The following is a 15397-nucleotide window of genomic DNA, read 5'->3' as shown; positions in this document are numbered from 1 at the left end:
ATGCACGCGACCGGCACCGACCTGCTCGTCCTGCACGCCCTGCGCTGCGTCGGCGTCGCGGGCGCCGCCCGGCTCGCCGAGGCCGCGGCGCTGCCCGCACCCGACGTGGAGTCCGAACTGATCGACCTCGCCGTGGCGGGGCTCGTCACGCACCTGCCCGGCGAGTTCGGCGGGTGGAGCCTCACCGACGCCGGACGGGCCTCGGACGCCGCCCGCATCCGCGACGAGCTCGACGCGGCGGGCGCCCGCCCCCGGGTCGCCGCGGCGTTCGACCGCTTCCTCGTGCTCAACCCGGAGATGCTCGACCTCTGCACGGCGTGGCAGCTCCGCACCGGCGACGGCTCCCGCGTGCTGGACGCGCTGGCGGACTTCCACCTGCGCGCCGACGCCGTCTGCGCCGACCTCGCCGCGGCGCTGCTCCGGTTCCGGCGCTACCGCGACCGGCTCGCCCGCGCGCTCGCCCGCGCCCGCGCCGGCGCGACCGAGTACGTGGCGGACGACCTCGCCTCGTACCACACGGTGTGGTTCCAGCTCCACGAGGACCTTCTCGTCACCCTGGGCATCCCGCGATGACCTGGACGTACCCGCTCGCGCCCGACGTCGCCGAGCCCGCGGACGTCCTCGGCGGCAAGGCCCGCGGCCTGATCGAGCTGCGGCGCCTCGGGCTGCCGGTGCCGCCCGGGTTCGTCGTCGGCACCCCGGCGTGCCGCGCGTTCCTGCGGGACGGCCGCCTCCCAGACGGCCTCGGCGCCGAACTGGACGCGGCCGTCGCGGACCTGGAGGCCGCCACCGGGCGGCGCCTCGGCGGCCGCACCCGCCCGCTGGCGCTCGCCGTCCGCTCGGGCGGCGCGGTGTCGATGCCCGGCATGATGAGCACGATCCTGAACCTGGGCCTCACGCCCGAGGCGACCGCGGCCCTCGCCGCCGAAACGGGCGACGCGCGTTTCGCGCACGACTCCCGCCGCAGATTCCTGGCCGGCCTCGCCGCCGCAACGGCGGGCACCCCTCCACGAACGTGGAGGGACGGCGCAGGCGAGGCGCACCGGTCGGCCTCGCCGCTCGCCGCCGTCCCGGGCGAGGGGGCCGCCCAAGACGCCCGCGGGCAGCTCGACCTCGCCGTACGGGCGGTGTTCGCGTCGTGGAACACGGCACGCGCGAAGACCTACCGTGCGATCCACGGCATTCCGGACGATGCGGGGACGGCCGTGACCGTGCAGGCGATGGTGTTCGGCAACCGCGACGGCCGCAGCGGGACGGGCGTGGCGTTCGGCCGCGACCCCGCCACGGGCGAGCCCGTCCCGTCCGGGGAGGTGCTGTTCGGCGGGCAGGGGGAGGACGTCGTGTCCGGGCGGTCGAGCCCGCTGCGGCTGTCCGCGCTGGCCGACCGGGAACCGGCGGTGTGGGCGGCGCTCCTCGACGCGCTGCGGCGGATCGAGGGGCACTACCGGGACGCGTGCCACGTGGAGTTCACGTTCGAGTCGGGCGAGCTGTCGCTGCTGCAGGTCCGGGCCGGGGGCCTCGCCGGGCGCGCGGCCGTGCGGGTCGCGGTCGACCTGGCCGACGCGGGCGTGATCGACCGGGCCGAGGCGGTCCGGCGCGTGTCGCCGCACGACCTGCGGCACGCGCGCGCCCCGCGGCTCGACACCGCCGGACTGGACGTCCTCGCCCGCGGTGTCGGCGCCTCCCCGGGCGTCGCGGCCGGCCGGGTCGCCGCCACCGCGGACGACGCGGTCCGCATGGCGGCCGGCGGCCCGGTCGTCCTGGTGCGCCCGGAGACGTCGCCGCTCGACATGCACGGGCTCGCGGCCGCCGCGGGCGTCGTCACCGCCGCCGGCGGGACGACCAGCCACGCGGCGGTCGTCGCGCGGTCGATGGGCAAACCGGCCGTCGTCGGGGCCCCGGACTGCCTCGGCCTCCCGCCGGGCGCACTCGTCACGATCGACGGCGCGAGCGGCGAGGTCGTCGCCGGGCGCGCCCCGGCGGCGGCGGAGGCGAACCCGCACCTGGAGCGCCTCCTCGCCTGGCTCGACTGACCGGCGTCAGGTCAGGCGGGCGCAGTGGCGGCAGGCTCGGGCGGAGGCCGCGACCTTCGTGTGGGACACCAGGGTGAGGGCGGCGATCGCCGCGGCGAGCGGCCAGTCCGCGGACAGGGCGGACGCGGCGGTGAGGGCGACCGCGCTGGCGCCGAGGGCCGCCCCGGAGACCGTCCCGGCCCACGCGACCGTCCGCGGCAGGCCGGACGGGACGGGCAGGCGGCGGGCCCACGCGCCCGTGGCGGCGAGGCCGCCGGCGCCGAGCAGGGCGGCGGCCGCGGCGACGGCGCCGACGAGCCGGGCCGCGTGCGGGAGCACGCCGCCGCCCGTGCCCGCGAGCCGCCAGCAGAGCAGGAGGACGGGGGCGCTCAGCGCGACCGCGAGGGCGGTGCGGCGGGCCTGCGCGATCGTGAGTTCGCGCTGGAAGTCGGGGGCGACGTCCGCGACCGTGCCGAAGTCGCGGACGGCGCGGCGCGCGGCGTCCGCGGCGGGCAGGCCCGTCGCGGCGAGGTCGTCGGCGGCGTCGGCGAGCCCGGCGCGGGCCTCGTCGAGCATCCGCGCCTTGGCGCGGGCGGGGCCGTGCAGGGCGGCGGAGAGCGCCCCGACGTGCTCGTCGATGATCACGTCGGTCCCGGTTCGAGGACCGCGCCGATCGCGGACGTGAACGCGCGCCAGGCCGTCCGCTCGCCCGCGAGGGTGCGGCGACCGGCATCGGTGAGCGCGTAGCGGCGGCGGCGGCGCCCGCCCGCCGACTCCCAGCTCCCGCTCAGCAGCCCGATGCGCTCCAACCGGTTCAGCGCCGGATAGACGGTGCCCGTGCGCAGTTCGAGGGCTCCCCCGCTGCGCTCCTGGACGGCCGTGATGATCGCGTACCCGTGCAGCGGGCCGGATTCGAGCACGGCGAGCAGCAGGGCGTCCAGGTGCCCCCGTACCGCGTCTCCCCTCATGCGTACGCAGCCTACCCATTCGACGTGTTGGCATGCTATGCATTGGTGGCCAATATATTGGCCACCAACTTAAGAGGAGTCACGATGACCGAGGTGCTGCTGACGCTGCACGTCCTGGCGGCGATCCTGGCGATCGGGCCGGTGTCGGTGGCCGGGTCGCTGTTCCCCCGCTACGCCCGCGAGGGCAACGCCGGGGTGATGGCGGCCCTGCACCGGATCTGCCGCGGGTACGCGCTGGTCGGGGTCGCGGTGCCGCTGTTCGGCTTCGGGACGGGGGCGACGCTCGGCGTGCTGGCGCAGGCATGGCTCGTCGCGTCGATCGTCCTGACGGGCGCCGCGGCGGCGCTGCTGGCGTTCGCGGTCCTGCCCGTCCAGGCGCGGGTGGTGGCCGGGGACGTCCCGGGCGAGCGGGTCGCGGGCCGGCTGGCGATGGTCACCGGGATCTTCAACCTGCTGTGGACGGCCGTCGCCGTCCTGATGATCGTCCGCCCCGGCGCCTGACGCGTCCACCGATCGGTGGACGGGAGGTTCAGCCGGTCGGGGCTCATGCGGGGAGGGCCCGCCCGGCGAGGCTCGACGGCATGACGAACCTTCCTGTGCGCATGGCCCGGTGGAGCGCCGGGCATCCGTGGCGCGGCATCGCGGCGTGGTTCCTGTTCGTCGCGCTCTGCCTGGGCGCGGGCTTCGCGGTCGGCGGGAACGCGGCGACGACCGAGGACTTCCGGATCGGCGAGGCCGGACGGGCGGAGGCGATGGCGGACGCGGGCGGGCTCGCCCAGGCACCCGTCGAGCACGTGCTGATCACCGCGAGGTCGGGGCCCCTCGACCGGGACGCGGCACGGGCGGCCGCGCACGACGCGGCCGTCCGGATGGAGCGGCTCCCCGAGGTCGAGCGGGTGTCGGAGCCGGTGTGGTCGCGGGACGGCACGGCCGTGCGCGTCGACGTGACCATGCGGGGCGTCGAACTCGACGCCAAGAACCATGTGGACGCGCTGCTGGCGCAGACCGGGGCGGTACAGGAGGCGCACCCGGGCCTGCGGGTCGCCGAGACCGGCGGTCCGTCCGTCAGCAAGGGCGTCGGCGAGCTGCGCAACGACGACCTGGCGCGGACCGAGATGATCGCGCTGCCGATCACGCTGCTCACGCTGCTGGTCGTGTTCGGGTCGATCGCGGTGGCCGTGGTGCCGGTGGTGCTCGCGCTGACCTCGATCGCGGCGGCGATCGGGCTGTCGATGCTGGCCTCGCACGTGTTCCCGGACGCGGGCGTCGGCGCGAGCGTCATCCTGCTGATCGGCATGGCGGTCGGCGTCGACTACACGCTGTTCTACCTGAAGCGGGAGCGGGAGGAGCGGGCCAGGACGGCCGGACGGCTGGACGCGCGGGCGCTCGTGGAGATCGCGGCGGCGACGTCCGGACGGTCGGTGGTCGTCTCGGGTCTCGCGGTGGCGGTGTCGAGCGCGACCCTGTACCTCGCCGACGACGTGATCTTCGCGTCGATCGCGACGGCGGCGATCCTGGTGACGCTCGTCGCGGTGGTCAGCTCGCTGACCGTGCTGCCGGCGGTGCTGGCGAAGCTCGGCGCGTGGTCGGAGCGCCGGGCGGCGCGGCGGAACCGGGCGCCGAAGCCGCCGCGGATCGGCGCCGGGCGGATCACGAACGCGATGCTGCGCCCGGTCGGCCGGCGGCCCGGCGCGGTCCTGCTGGTGTCGGCGGCCGCGATGCTGGCGCCGGCCGCGCCGCTGCTGAACCTGAACCTGACCGACATGGGCCGCGACAGCCACCCCCGCGACGTCCCCGCCATGCGGGTGTTCGACCGGCTGAACGCGGCGTTCCCCGAGCTGAAGGCGACGCATCGGATCGTCGTGCGGGCGGACGCGGACCGCGCCGGCGAGGTCGCGGCGGCGCTGCGGCAGATCGCCGGACGGGCGGAGCGCGACCCGCTGTTCGCCGGACCGGCGACGCTGCTGGCGTCCGCGGACGGGCGGACCAGCCTCCTCCGGCTCCAGGTGCCGCACCACGCGAGCACCGACCGGGCGCGGCGCTCGCTGGAGCTGGTCCGCACCGAGTACGTGCCCGCGACCGTCGGACGCCTCGGCGTGGACGTCGCCGTGACCGGCGACGTCGCCCGGTACGCCGACTATCCCCGGCACCAGCGGAGCAGGCTCCCGTTCGTCATCGGGGCGCTGCTGCTGGCGACGTTCGCGATGACGGTGTGGGCGTTCCGTTCCGTGGTGCTCGCACTGATCGGCGTGGTGCTCAACCTGCTGTCGGCGGGCGCGGCGCTCGGGCTGCTGGTCCTGGTGTTCCAGGGGACGTGGGCCGAGGGCCTCCTCGACTTCGACTCGACCGGATCCATCGGCTCCCGCGTTCCGCTGTTCCTGTTCGTCATCCTGTTCGGCCTGTCGATGGACTACCAGGTGTTCGTCATCAGCCGCATCCGTGAGGCCGCACTGGCGGGCGTCCCGACGCGGCGGGCCGTCCTGGACGGCATCGGCCGCTCGGCGAGCGTCGTGACGAGCGCGGCGCTCGTCATGGTGACGGTGTTCGCGAGCTTCGTGTCCCTGCACATCATGGAGATGAAGCAGATGGGGTTCGCGCTGGCGGTGGCCGTGCTGCTGGACGCCGCGATCATCCGGATCCTCGTCCTCCCCGCGATGATGCTCCTGCTCGGCGACCGCTGCTGGTGGCCGTCCCGGCAGATCAAACAGGCACGGACGGATCGGGCACGGATAGATCGGGCAGGGACGGATCGGACCGGGGCGGGCGCGGCGGAACCGTCGCCGGGAACCCTAGGCTGACCATCGTGACGCAGCGGACTCGGACGGCCGCGCCGCCGGACGACCGGTTCCGGCTCCGGCTCCACCAGTGGTACGCGCTCGCGTGGATGGTGTTCGGGCTGATCCCGCCCGGCCTCGCCGTCCGGGACCAGCCCGCGGCCGTCCGCTCCCCGATGCTGGTGCTGCTGGTGCTGCTCGGCGCGGGATACGCGGTCCTCGTGACGTGGCCGCGCAACCGCGCCGTCCGGCCGGGTGTGTTCGTCGCCCTGCTGGTGGCGGCGCTGGGCCTGCACTCCTACCTGCTGGACGGCGGCGCGGCGATGCTGGTCGTGTCCCTGCCGCAGTTCTGGATCTTCGGCGGCGGCGCGCGGCGCGCGATCGCCCTCACCGCGGCCGGCACCGCCGCCGTCCTCGCCGGCGACCTCGCCCAGGACCTGCCGCGCGTCGCCGCCGGCGGCAACCTGGTGGCCGCGCTCGTCGGCTGCGCCGCCGGGATCCTCGGCGGCCTGCTCGTCCGGCGGATCGAGCGGCGCGGCGACGAGCGCGCCGCCGAGCTGGGCGCCGAGCTGGACGACGCGCGGCTGGAACTGGCGCGGGCCCACCAGCGGCAGGGCGCGGCGGAGGAGCGCGAGCGCATCGCCCGGGAGATCCACGACACGCTCGCCCAGGGCTTCGCGTCGATCGTCGCGCTCGCCGAGGCCGCCCGCTCCGGCCTCGCGACCGACCCGGACGCGAGCGCCCGGCAGCTCACGTCCATCGAGCGGACCGCGCGGGAGAACCTCGCGGAGGCGCGGGTCCTCGTCGGCTCGGCGACCCGGCCGCCCGGGTCGGTCGCGCGGACGCTGCGCCGCGCCCTCGACCGGTTCGCCGAGGACACCGGCGTCCGCGTCACCGCCGACCTGCCCGACGTCGACTGCGACCAGCCGACGCGCATCGCGCTGCTGCGCTGCACGCAGGAGTCCCTCGCGAACGTCCGCAAGCACGCGGCGGCGTCCGCGGTCGGGGTCGTCCTGACCCGGCGGCCGGACGGCGTCGAGCTGGAGATCACCGACGACGGCCGCGGCTTCGCCGTCGCCGACTCCCGCGGGTTCGGCCTGGACGGGATGCGGCGCCGGCTGGCCGAGCTCGGCGGCGAGCTGACCGTGACCAGCGCGCCCGGCGACGGCACCCGCGTCCTCGCCGCGATCCCCCTGGACCGGGAGGGCTGACATGACCGAACGGAAGATCCGCGTCGTCGTCGCCGACGACCACACGGTGATGCGCGGCGGGGTCGTCGCGCTGCTGGCGGCCGAGCCGACGCTCGACGTCGTCGGGGAGGCGGGCGACGGCCGGGCCGCCGTCGATCTCGTCGCGGCGCTGCGGCCGGACGTCGCGCTGCTCGACCTGCGGATGCCCGTCCTGGACGGCGTCGGCGCCACCGCGCGGATCGTCGCGGGCGCCGCGCCCACCCGGGTGCTGATCCTGACGACCTACGACACCGACGCCGAGATCGAGAGCGCCGTCGAGGCGGGCGCGATCGGCTACCTGCTGAAGGACGCGACCCGCGAGCAGCTCGTCGACGCGCTGCACGCCGCCGCGCGCGGCGAGACGGTGCTGGCGCCGCGCGTCGCGCGGCGGCTCGTCGCGCGGATGCGGCGCCCCGACCCGGCCGCGCTGACCCCCCGCGAGGTGGAGGTCCTGCGGGCGGTCGCCGACGGGCTGTCGAACGCCGAGATCGGGCGGCGGCTCGTCATCGGGGAGGCCACCGTGAAGACGCACCTGCTGCGGGTGTTCGCGAAGCTGGACGCCCGCGACCGCACGCACGCGGTCGTCCTCGCGATGGAACGCGGCCTGCTGCGCGCCCGTCCGGACGCCGCCCCCTGACCGGCGGCGCCCGGACGGGACGCGGGACCGCGCGGGCTACTCGGCGCTCGCGACCGACAGGGTGCGCAGCCGGAACACCGCGAGGAACGCCCCGGCGACCGTCACCGCGGCCAGCAGCGCGACCGCCAGCGGCAGGCCGACGGACGAGTCCACCATCGTCGCCGAGGTCAGCGAGTCCGTCACCGACAGCGCCCACGCCTGGACGGACGCGGACTTCGCGCCCGGCGCGAAGCTCGCCAGCAGCGACTCCCACACCAGCGCGTACAGCAGCCCGACCGTGACGGCGTTGCGGCTCAGGACCGCGAGCGCCACGAAGATCGAGCTGTAGGCGAGGCCGCCGACGAGCACGCCCGCGGTGTACGCGGCGGTCACGCCCGCGGTCGTCCCGGCCAGCAGGATCCCGGCGAGCAGCGTCGGGACGACCGCGAACGCCGTGACCAGGACGATCGCGACGGCCAGCTTCGTCAGCACGATCACCCCGCGCGGGATCGGCTTGGTCAGCACGTACATGATCTGGCCGTCGTCGATCTCCGGGCCGATCACGCCCGTGCCGGCGATGAGCGCGAGCAGCGGCAGCAGCGTCGCGAGCCCGAACTGCTGCAGCACGAGGGCCGCGGTCTCCAGGTCGTCCTCGCCGGTGGCGCGGATGCCGGCCGCGAGCGCCAGCAGGATGGCGGGCAGCACGAGCAGCAGCAGCGCGCGGCGCCGGCCGAGCATCGCCCGGAAGGTGATTCTCGCGATCGTCGCGTTCATTTCGCCACCAGGTAGGAGAAGACGCTTTCGAGGGACTCGTCGGCCGGGGAGACCTCCCACAACCGCACGTCCGCCTGCTTCGCGACCTGCGGGAGCAGCCAGGTGAACCGCTGGAAGTCGGTCGCCTCGACCTGGAGGCCCTTGTCGGTGAGCCGCACGCTGCGCGCCGACCCGTCCGCGATGATCGCGGCGGCGAGCGCGCGGTCGTCCGCGGACCGGACGAGGAACAGGTGCGGCCGGTCGGTCATCAGCCGGCGGATCCGGCGGAAGTCGCCGGACGCGGCGTGCCGCCCCGCGACGATGACCTCGATGTGCCCGGCGAGCCGCTCGACCTCCTCCAGGATGTGCGACGAGAACAGGATCGTGCGCCCCTCGTCGGCCATCCGCCGGATGAGGTCCATGAGCTGGAGCCGCTGCCGCGGGTCCATGCCGTTGAACGGCTCGTCCAGCAGCAGGACGGGCGGGTCGTGCACGAGCGCCGACGCCATCTTGATCCGCTGCTTCATGCCCTTGGAGTAGTTGCCGATCGCGCGGTCCGCGGCGTACTCCATCTCGACGAGGCCGATCGCGCGGCGGGCGGCGGCGTCCGGGTCGGGCAGCTTGTGGAGCTTCGCCATCGCGTGGATGAACTGGGCGCCGGTGAGGAAGTCGTACGCCGCCTCCCGCTCGGGGACGAGCCCGAGGCCGCGGTACACGTCCGGGTTCCGCCAGATCGGCGCGCCGTCCAGCGTGACCGTCCCCGAGGACGGCGCGAGGAACCCGCCCATCATGTGGATGAGGGTGGACTTCCCGGCGCCGTTCGGGCCGAGCAGCCCGGTGACGCCCGGGCCGATCGTCATCGACACCCCGTTGACGGCGACGACGTTGCCGTACCAGCGGGACACGTTCTCCAGTTTCAGCTCGCTCATGAGAGGCCCGCCTTCCGGAACCGGCGATACAGGACCGCGATCGAGCCGGCCGCCAGCGCCGCGCACAGGGCCAGCGCGGCCAGGCCGCCGCCGGCGCCCGGCGCCGCGGCCATCGAGGCCGGTTCCGCGCCGAGCAGCCTGACCTGGACGGTGTCGACCAGGTCGAACGGGGTGAACAGCGACATCCAGCCCTGCAGGGTGTAGTTGCCCTGCACTTCGGCGAGGGTCTGCACGATCGCCACGAACGCGACGGACAGCATGTACACGGCGATGACCGCGGCGACGCCGAACCCGCGGCGGGGCGTGAACGCGGCGACGACCATCCCGATCGCGGCGAGCACGGCCGCGAACAGCACGCAGCCGACGAGCGCCGTCAGGAAGTCGAGGAGGTGCCGCCCCGAGTCCGGCGCCTTCGCGACCAGCCCGCCCACGTACAGCACGGTGATCGGCACCGCCGTGATCGCGAGCAGCGAGGTCGCCATCGCGCCGATCTTGGCGAGGACGAAGTCCAGGTGGTCGATCGGGCGGGAGAAGTACAGCGGGACGACGTGGAAGCGCAGCTCCCGCGACGCCAGCACCGGCGCCTGCGTCGCCGTGAAGATCGCGATGACCACCTGCATGACCACCGCGTAGGCCGAGTACGGGATCAGCGCGTCCGCCTGCTTGCTCACCGCGAACGCGGCGACCGACCCGGCGGCCGGCAGCAGCATGATCGCGCCGAGCAGGAACGGCATGATCTTGGCGCGGGCGGGCCGGCCCAGCCCGAACGCGGCCCGCAGGTTGTGGACGTACAGCGACCGCAGCACGTACCCGCGGCCGTTGCGGCGGCCCTCGTAGTGCCGGTAGCCGATGTCGTGGATCGTGCTGGTGCTCATCGGGGCGCCCCCTGGTCCTGCGCGGCCGCGGCGGCCGCGGCCGGGTCTCCCTGGAAGACCTCCTCGATGCGGTGCCGCCGCTGCTCCATCCGGACCAGCCGCAGCCCCAGGTCGGCGACGCCGTCCCGGACGAGGTCGTAGGTCGCCTCGTCCGCGATGTCGACGACGAGGAGCCGCCCCTCGGGACGGACGGCCGCGCCCTGCTCGTGCAGCCGCGCGCCCAGCTCGTCCCGCCCCTCCTCGACCTCCACGGTGAGGACGCCGCTGGCCTCGGTGTACGCCTCGACGGCCTGCGAGCGCAGCAGCTTCCCGCCATCGATGATGACCACGTGGTCGCAGACGCGTTCCAGCTCGCCGAGCAGGTGCGAGGTGACCAGGACGCTGATCCCGAACTCGGTACCGATCCGCCGGATCAGGTCGAGCATCTCGTCGCGTCCGGCCGGGTCGAGGCCGTTGGTCGGCTCGTCCAGGAAGACGAGCTTGGGGTCGTGGACGAGCGCCTGCGCGAGCTTCACCCGCTGGCGCATGCCCGTCGAGTATCCGCCCATCGGGCGGTACCGCTCCTCGTACAGCCCGACGTGCCGCAGCGTGTCGGCGGCGCGCTCGCGGGCGGCGGTCGCGGGCAGCCCGCACATCCGGGCCATGTGGACGACGAACTCGGTCGCGGAGATGTCCGGCGGCAGGCATTCGTACTCGGGCATGAACCCGACGTTCTCCCGGATGCGGACGCCCTCGCGCGCGATGTCGAGCCCGAGCACGCTCGCCGTCCCGGCCGTGGGCGGCTGCAGGCCCAGCAGGATCTTGATGAGCGTGGACTTCCCGGCGCCGTTGGCGCCGACGAGCCCGACGACGCCCGGTTCGACGGCCACGTTCAGGTCGTCGAGGGCGGTCACCCTGGGGAACCTCATCGTCAGGCCCTGGGTGGCGATGATCGGCATGCTGCCGAACCTATCGCCTGTGTTGTCCGGTGACGTCGCCCTTAGGAGCGATGCCGTGGGCCATTGGTCTGATTTCCGTACCGACCAAAGTCGCTCCGCGGGACGACGTGCCGCGCGCCCGGGCACCGGCCGTCCGGCGGGCGTCCCGCACGGCCGCTTCCGCCCGCCCCGTACGGTGAGATCGTTTATTCACCCTCAATTGGGCGAAAACCCACAGAAACCCCAGGACGGTGACGGCATGCAACGCGCGGCACCCGCGGCGGCCCTCGCGCTCGCCGCGGCCCTCCTCACCGGATGCAGCGCCGACGTCGGCATCTCCGGCGCCGGGACGCCCGCCCCGGCCGGCGAGGCGACCGGGAGCGCGGCCGAGGCGCGCGGCGCGCTCGCGGACCTGCGCGTCGCCCCCGAAGGCGACGGCGACGGCTACGAGCGCGAGGCGTTCGGCACCCGCTGGAAGGACACCGACCGCAACGGCTGCGACCAGCGCAACGACGTCCTCGCCCGCGACCTCGCCGACGTCCGCAAGCGCGGCGACTGCGTCGTCGTCGCCGGGCTCCTCCGCGACCCCTACACCGGCCGGAAGATCACCTTCTCCAAGGCCGACGCCGCCGAGGTGCAGATCGACCACGTCTACCCGCTCGCGCTCGCCTGGCGGATGGGCGCGTCCCGCTGGACCGAGGACCGGCGCGAGCGGTTCGCCAACGACCCCCGCAACCTGCTCGCCGTGTGGGGCGTGCCCAACGGGCAGAAGGGCGACTCCGGCCCCGGCGAGTGGAAGCCGCGCAAGGCGTTCCAGTGCGAGTACGCGGTCGCCTACATCGGTGTCGCCGACGCGTACGGCCTCCCGGTCACCTCCGCGGACGAGCGCGCGCTCGGCGGCTTCCTCGACCGCTGCTGAACCGGCCGCCCTATGCTCGACGCATGAGCGAACCCACCGAGCAGCCCGCCGACGAGCGGGACGAACGCCCCCGCGTCCGGACGGAGCGCGCCGTCGGCGCCCGCGCCGCGGGCGCCCAGGTCACCGGCGCGTCCGCCATCGGCTTCGACCTGCGCCTCGGCAACGCGCTCGGCGCCCTGGCGCTGGGCGCGCTCGCCGTCGGCGCGGTCGCCGTCGGCGCCGTCGGCATTGGCAAGCTCGTCGTCAAGCGGGCGATCGTCGAGCACCTGGAGGCCGGAACGGTCGAGATCAGGCACCTCAAGGTCGGCCGCCTGGACATCGAGCAGCGCTAGCGAAGCCGCCGGACGCGAGGGACTTCGCCCCGCGGGGAAGCACCGACCGCGGGGCGAGGGCCGGACGGCTCAGCCGAGGGCGGCTCGGACGACGCCGGCGAGGTGGTCGGCGACGCTCTGCGCCTGCTCCTGCGACGCCGCCTCGACCATCACGCGGACCATCGGCTCGGTGCCGCTCGGGCGGATCAGCACCCGGCCGGTCTCGCCCAGGCCGGCCTCGGCGGCGGCGACGGCCGCGGCCAGCTCGGGGGACGTCTTCGCGCGGGCCTTGTCGACCCCCTTGACGTTCACCAGCACCTGCGGCAGCCGCGTCATCGCCTTCGCGAGCTCGTCCAGCGGGCGGCCGCGCCGCGCCATCGCCGCGAGGAGGTGCAGGCCGGTGAGGACGCCGTCGCCGGTGGTGGCGTGGTCGAGCATGATGACGTGGCCGGACTGCTCGCCGCCGAAGACGAACCCGCCCGCTTTCATCGCCTCCAGCACGTACCGGTCGCCGACGGCGGTCTCGACGACCGTGATCCCGGCCTCCCGCATCGCCGTCTTGAAGCCGAGGTTCGACATCACGGTCGCGACGACGGTGTCGGCGGTGAGGGCGCCGGAATCGCGCATCTCCAGCGCGAGGATCGCCATGATCTGGTCGCCGTCGACGACCTCGCCGGCGGCGGTCACGGCGAGGCAGCGGTCCGCGTCGCCGTCGTTGGCGATGCCGGCGTCGGCGCCGTGCTCGCGGACCGCGGCGCGGAGCGCGTCCAGGTGCGTCGAACCGCACCCGGCGTTGATGTTGAGGCCGTCCGGGGCGGTGCCGATCGTGAAGACCTCGGCGCCCGCGCGGCGCAGCGCCTCCGGCGCGACGTCGCACGACGCGCCGTTCGCGCAGTCGACGACGACGCGCAGGCCGTCCAGCGACACCGGGACGGACGCGACGAGGTGCGCCACGTACTGCTCGACCGCGCCGTGCGCGTCGCGGACGCGGCCGACGCCGGCGCCGGTCGGCCAGTCCCACTCCTCGCCGAGCCGCGCCTCGATGCGGTCCTCGGTCTCGTCGGGCAGCTTGTGCCCGGACCGGTCGAAGAACTTGATCCCGTTGTCGGGGGCCGGGTTGTGCGACGCCGACAGCATCACGCCGAGGTCGGCGTGCAGCTGGTGCGTCAGGTACGCGACCGCCGGGGTGGGCAGGACGCCCAGGCGCAGCACGTCCACACCGGAACTGGCGAGGCCCGCGACGACGGCGGCCTCCAGGAACTCGCCGGACGCGCGCGGATCGCGCCCGACCACCGCCAGCGGCCGATGCCCCCGGAACTCGCCCTGCTCGCCGAGGACCCGCGCCGCGGCGACGGACAGGTCCATGGCGAGCCGGGCGGTCAGATCACGGTTGGCGAGCCCCCGCACGCCGTCGGTCCCGAACAGACGAGCCACAGTTCAACTCCCGGAGAGACGAAAAAAGCCGCCCGGACGGGACGGGACGTGCGGCGTCCCGGCCGTGCCGTGCGGCATACAAAGCGAACGAACCGGAAAAAGCGGACGAGCCGCCGCACCCGGCGCGCCGACCATGCGGGGTCGGCCACGGAGAAGCCATGGGGTGCGGCGGCTCGTGCCGTCGATCAACGCTTGCTGTACTGCGGAGCCTTGCGGGCCTTCTTGAGACCGGCCTTCTTGCGCTCCGGCACCCGCGCGTCGCGGGTGAGGAACCCGGCCTTCTTCAGCGCCGGGCGGTGCTCGATGTTCGCGAACTGCAGCGCGCGGGAGATGCCGAGGCGCAGCGCACCGGCCTGGCCGGTGGTGCCGCCGCCGTTCACGCGCGCGAGCACGTCGAACTGGCCCTCCAGGCCCAGCAGGACGAACGGCTCGTTCACGATCTGCTGGTGGACCTTGTTCGGGAAGTACTGGTCCAGCGTACGGCCGTTGATCTTCCACTGGCCGTTACCGGGGACGATGCGCACCCGCGCGATGGCCTGCTTGCGGCGGCCGGTGCCGGCGGCGGGGCCGGTCGCGACCGGCTGGCCGAGGTAGCCCTCGCCCTCGGCCTCGGGGCTCTCGGTGGTGTACTCGGACGGCGCGTCCTCGTACGAGTCGAACTCGACGCCCTCGGGCGTCTCGGTGCCGGTGGACTCGTCCACGGTTCTCCTAGGGTCTTCTAGCCAGGGCGGCTGGCCCGGTCGTCGGGTGCCCCGGCGGCCACTGGTTCGGACGCGCACGCGGCCGCGTGCACGCAACCGGACGACGCGAGGGCGCTGTGCCCCGACGCCGACCGGATCGGTACGGCGACTGGCGGACGTTCCACGTCCTGACGCCGACCGGTTCTCTGCTTCAGCTGCCGGTCTGGCTGATCTGGGTGATCTCGAACGGGACCGGCTTCTGCGCCTGGTGCGGGTGCTCCGGACCGGCGTAGACCTTCACCTTGCGGAACATCTGGCGGCCGAGGGTGGTCTTGGGCAGCATGCCCTTGATCGCCTTCTCGACGGCCCGCTCGGGGTTCTTGGCCAGCAGGTCGGCGTAGTTCACCGACCGCAGTCCGCCCGGGTAGCCCGAGTGCCGGTACGCCCGCTTCTGCTCCAGCTTGTTGCCGGACAGCGACACCTTGTCGGCGTTCACGATGACGACGAAGTCACCGGTGTCGAGGTGCGGAGCGTAGATCGGCTTGTGCTTACCCCGAAGCAGCTGCGCGACATGACTGGCGAGACGGCCCAGCACGACATCGGTCGCGTCGATGACGTACCACTGACGCTGAACGTCAGCGGGCTTAGGGGTGTACGTGCGCACGGTCGTCAGCCTTCGTTTCTCGTCGACTTTCTAGCGGATCTCCTGCTCGCGCCGATCGGGCTCGTTCTCGTTCCGATCGGGCGCTCCGGGAGGCCGGGGCCCGTGCGAGCGCACATGGGGCACACCGACACGTGGATGCCGTCGCCATCCCACCGCCCGGGCAGGCGCCGACGCATACAACAAACCCGCAGGATACTAGTCCGCGCGGGCGCGGGTCAAAGCGAGCAACCGTGACAGTCTCCCAGCCACCCACCAGTATGCCTCACCTCGCGGACCGCGGTCCCCGGCGGACGCGCGGGCCCACGCGGGACCGGTC

17 protein-coding genes are annotated in these 15397 nt (G+C 74.4%); 8 read left to right on the top strand and 9 right to left on the bottom strand.

The features are described from left to right. Nucleotides 1–573 carry a transcriptional regulator gene (locus tag DMH08_RS01815; protein WP_125611246.1) on the top strand — a complete coding sequence of 191 codons (573 nt, stop codon included), beginning with the start codon at nucleotides 1–3 and terminating at the stop codon, nucleotides 571–573. Further along, entirely contained in the window at nucleotides 570–2033 is a 1464-nt protein-coding gene (locus DMH08_RS01810) for a pyruvate, phosphate dikinase (protein ID WP_125611228.1), read from the top strand. Before DMH08_RS01815 ends, DMH08_RS01810 begins: the two co-directional genes overlap by 4 nt. A gap of 6 nt (nucleotides 2034–2039) precedes the next feature. Here DMH08_RS01810 and DMH08_RS01805 read toward each other — a convergent pair whose 3' ends face one another. Beyond that, nucleotides 2040–2657 carry a permease prefix domain 1-containing protein gene (locus DMH08_RS01805; protein WP_125611226.1) on the bottom strand — a complete coding sequence of 206 codons (618 nt, stop codon included), beginning with the start codon at nucleotides 2655–2657 and terminating at the stop codon, nucleotides 2040–2042. Further along, nucleotides 2654–2980 carry a helix-turn-helix transcriptional regulator gene (locus tag DMH08_RS01800; RefSeq protein WP_026404089.1) on the bottom strand — a complete coding sequence of 109 codons (327 nt, stop codon included), beginning with the start codon at nucleotides 2978–2980 and terminating at the stop codon, nucleotides 2654–2656. The genes DMH08_RS01805 and DMH08_RS01800 overlap by 4 nt, the downstream gene beginning before the upstream one ends. Nucleotides 2981–3064: 84 nt before the next feature. On the opposite strand from DMH08_RS01800, the gene DMH08_RS01795 reads away from it, so the two are divergent. From DMH08_RS01795 to DMH08_RS01780, 4 genes are all read left to right on the top strand, one after another. Next, nucleotides 3065–3481, top strand: coding sequence for a hypothetical protein (locus DMH08_RS01795; RefSeq protein ID WP_125611224.1), 417 nt, complete (start codon nucleotides 3065–3067; stop codon nucleotides 3479–3481). A gap of 80 nt (nucleotides 3482–3561) precedes the next feature. Beyond that, complete coding sequence (locus DMH08_RS01790; protein WP_125611222.1) at nucleotides 3562–5778, top strand: MMPL family transporter; 2217 nt, start codon at nucleotides 3562–3564, stop codon at nucleotides 5776–5778. Between the two features lie 5 nt (nucleotides 5779–5783). Beyond that, a complete protein-coding gene (locus tag DMH08_RS01785; protein WP_026404087.1) occupies nucleotides 5784–6965 on the top strand; it encodes a sensor histidine kinase in 1182 nt (393 codons plus the stop codon). Nucleotide 6966: 1 nt separating this feature from the next. Further along, the gene (locus DMH08_RS01780) at nucleotides 6967–7620 is read left to right on the top strand and encodes a response regulator (protein ID WP_125611220.1); all 654 of its coding nucleotides are present in this window, start codon (nucleotides 6967–6969) and stop codon (nucleotides 7618–7620) included. A 36-nt stretch (nucleotides 7621–7656) separates the two neighbouring features. Here DMH08_RS01780 and DMH08_RS01775 read toward each other — a convergent pair whose 3' ends face one another. From DMH08_RS01775 to DMH08_RS01760, 4 genes are read right to left on the bottom strand one after another with little or no spacing between them, the layout of a single operon-like run. Further along, a complete protein-coding gene (locus tag DMH08_RS01775) occupies nucleotides 7657–8373 on the bottom strand; it encodes an ABC transporter permease (RefSeq protein ID WP_026404085.1) in 717 nt (238 codons plus the stop codon). After that, a complete protein-coding gene (locus DMH08_RS01770; RefSeq protein ID WP_026404084.1) occupies nucleotides 8370–9281 on the bottom strand; it encodes an ABC transporter ATP-binding protein in 912 nt (303 codons plus the stop codon). Before DMH08_RS01770 ends, DMH08_RS01775 begins: the two co-directional genes overlap by 4 nt. After that, nucleotides 9278–10156 (bottom strand): ABC transporter permease, encoded by an 879-nt coding sequence (locus tag DMH08_RS01765; RefSeq protein ID WP_026404083.1) that lies wholly within the window; start codon nucleotides 10154–10156, stop codon nucleotides 9278–9280. The genes DMH08_RS01770 and DMH08_RS01765 overlap by 4 nt, the downstream gene beginning before the upstream one ends. Continuing rightward, nucleotides 10153–11094 (bottom strand): ABC transporter ATP-binding protein, encoded by a 942-nt coding sequence (locus DMH08_RS01760; RefSeq protein ID WP_051301108.1) that lies wholly within the window; start codon nucleotides 11092–11094, stop codon nucleotides 10153–10155. The genes DMH08_RS01765 and DMH08_RS01760 overlap by 4 nt, the downstream gene beginning before the upstream one ends. Before the next feature lie 238 nt (nucleotides 11095–11332). On the opposite strand from DMH08_RS01760, the gene DMH08_RS01755 reads away from it, so the two are divergent. Together DMH08_RS01755 and DMH08_RS01750 are read left to right on the top strand one after the other, a co-directional pair. Beyond that, a complete protein-coding gene (locus DMH08_RS01755) occupies nucleotides 11333–11992 on the top strand; it encodes an HNH endonuclease family protein (protein ID WP_125611218.1) in 660 nt (219 codons plus the stop codon). Nucleotides 11993–12015: 23 nt separating this feature from the next. Then, nucleotides 12016–12324 (top strand): hypothetical protein, encoded by a 309-nt coding sequence (locus tag DMH08_RS01750; RefSeq protein ID WP_125611216.1) that lies wholly within the window; start codon nucleotides 12016–12018, stop codon nucleotides 12322–12324. Nucleotides 12325–12393: 69 nt separating this feature from the next. Here the strand turns inward: DMH08_RS01750 and glmM are convergent, their stop codons facing one another. From glmM to rplM, 3 genes are all read right to left on the bottom strand, one after another. Next, a complete protein-coding gene (glmM, locus tag DMH08_RS01745) occupies nucleotides 12394–13737 on the bottom strand; it encodes a phosphoglucosamine mutase (RefSeq protein ID WP_125611214.1) in 1344 nt (447 codons plus the stop codon). 185 nt (nucleotides 13738–13922) lie between these two features. After that, a complete protein-coding gene (gene rpsI, locus DMH08_RS01740; RefSeq protein ID WP_026404080.1) occupies nucleotides 13923–14438 on the bottom strand; it encodes a 30S ribosomal protein S9 in 516 nt (171 codons plus the stop codon). A gap of 190 nt (nucleotides 14439–14628) precedes the next feature. Beyond that, entirely contained in the window at nucleotides 14629–15081 is a 453-nt protein-coding gene (gene rplM / locus DMH08_RS01735) for a 50S ribosomal protein L13 (RefSeq protein WP_026404079.1), read from the bottom strand. Between the last annotated feature and the right edge of the window lie 316 nt (nucleotides 15082–15397).

Source organism: Actinomadura sp. WAC 06369, assembly GCF_003947565.1.
Classification (GTDB): Bacteria; Actinomycetota; Actinomycetes; order Streptosporangiales; family Streptosporangiaceae; genus Spirillospora; species Spirillospora rifamycini.
The sequence above is the reverse complement of the archived record's forward strand: the minus strand, read 5'-3'. Positions and strand labels throughout refer to the sequence as shown.

Coding starts and splice junctions, on each gene's coding strand:
- DMH08_RS01815 (WP_125611246.1), top strand. CDS start 1: ATGCACGCGACCGGCACCGACCTGCTCGTCCTGCACGCCCTGCGCTGC.
- DMH08_RS01810 (WP_125611228.1), top strand. CDS start 570: ATGACCTGGACGTACCCGCTCGCGCCCGACGTCGCCGAGCCCGCGGAC.
- DMH08_RS01800 (WP_026404089.1), bottom strand. CDS start 2,980: ATGAGGGGAGACGCGGTACGGGGGCACCTGGACGCCCTGCTGCTCGCC.
- DMH08_RS01795 (WP_125611224.1), top strand. CDS start 3,065: ATGACCGAGGTGCTGCTGACGCTGCACGTCCTGGCGGCGATCCTGGCG.
- DMH08_RS01790 (WP_125611222.1), top strand. CDS start 3,562: ATGACGAACCTTCCTGTGCGCATGGCCCGGTGGAGCGCCGGGCATCCG.
- DMH08_RS01780 (WP_125611220.1), top strand. CDS start 6,967: ATGACCGAACGGAAGATCCGCGTCGTCGTCGCCGACGACCACACGGTG.
- DMH08_RS01775 (WP_026404085.1), bottom strand. CDS start 8,373: ATGAACGCGACGATCGCGAGAATCACCTTCCGGGCGATGCTCGGCCGG.
- DMH08_RS01770 (WP_026404084.1), bottom strand. CDS start 9,281: ATGAGCGAGCTGAAACTGGAGAACGTGTCCCGCTGGTACGGCAACGTC.
- DMH08_RS01765 (WP_026404083.1), bottom strand. CDS start 10,156: ATGAGCACCAGCACGATCCACGACATCGGCTACCGGCACTACGAGGGC.
- DMH08_RS01760 (WP_051301108.1), bottom strand. CDS start 11,094: ATGCCGATCATCGCCACCCAGGGCCTGACGATGAGGTTCCCCAGGGTG.
- DMH08_RS01755 (WP_125611218.1), top strand. CDS start 11,333: ATGCAACGCGCGGCACCCGCGGCGGCCCTCGCGCTCGCCGCGGCCCTC.
- DMH08_RS01750 (WP_125611216.1), top strand. CDS start 12,016: ATGAGCGAACCCACCGAGCAGCCCGCCGACGAGCGGGACGAACGCCCC.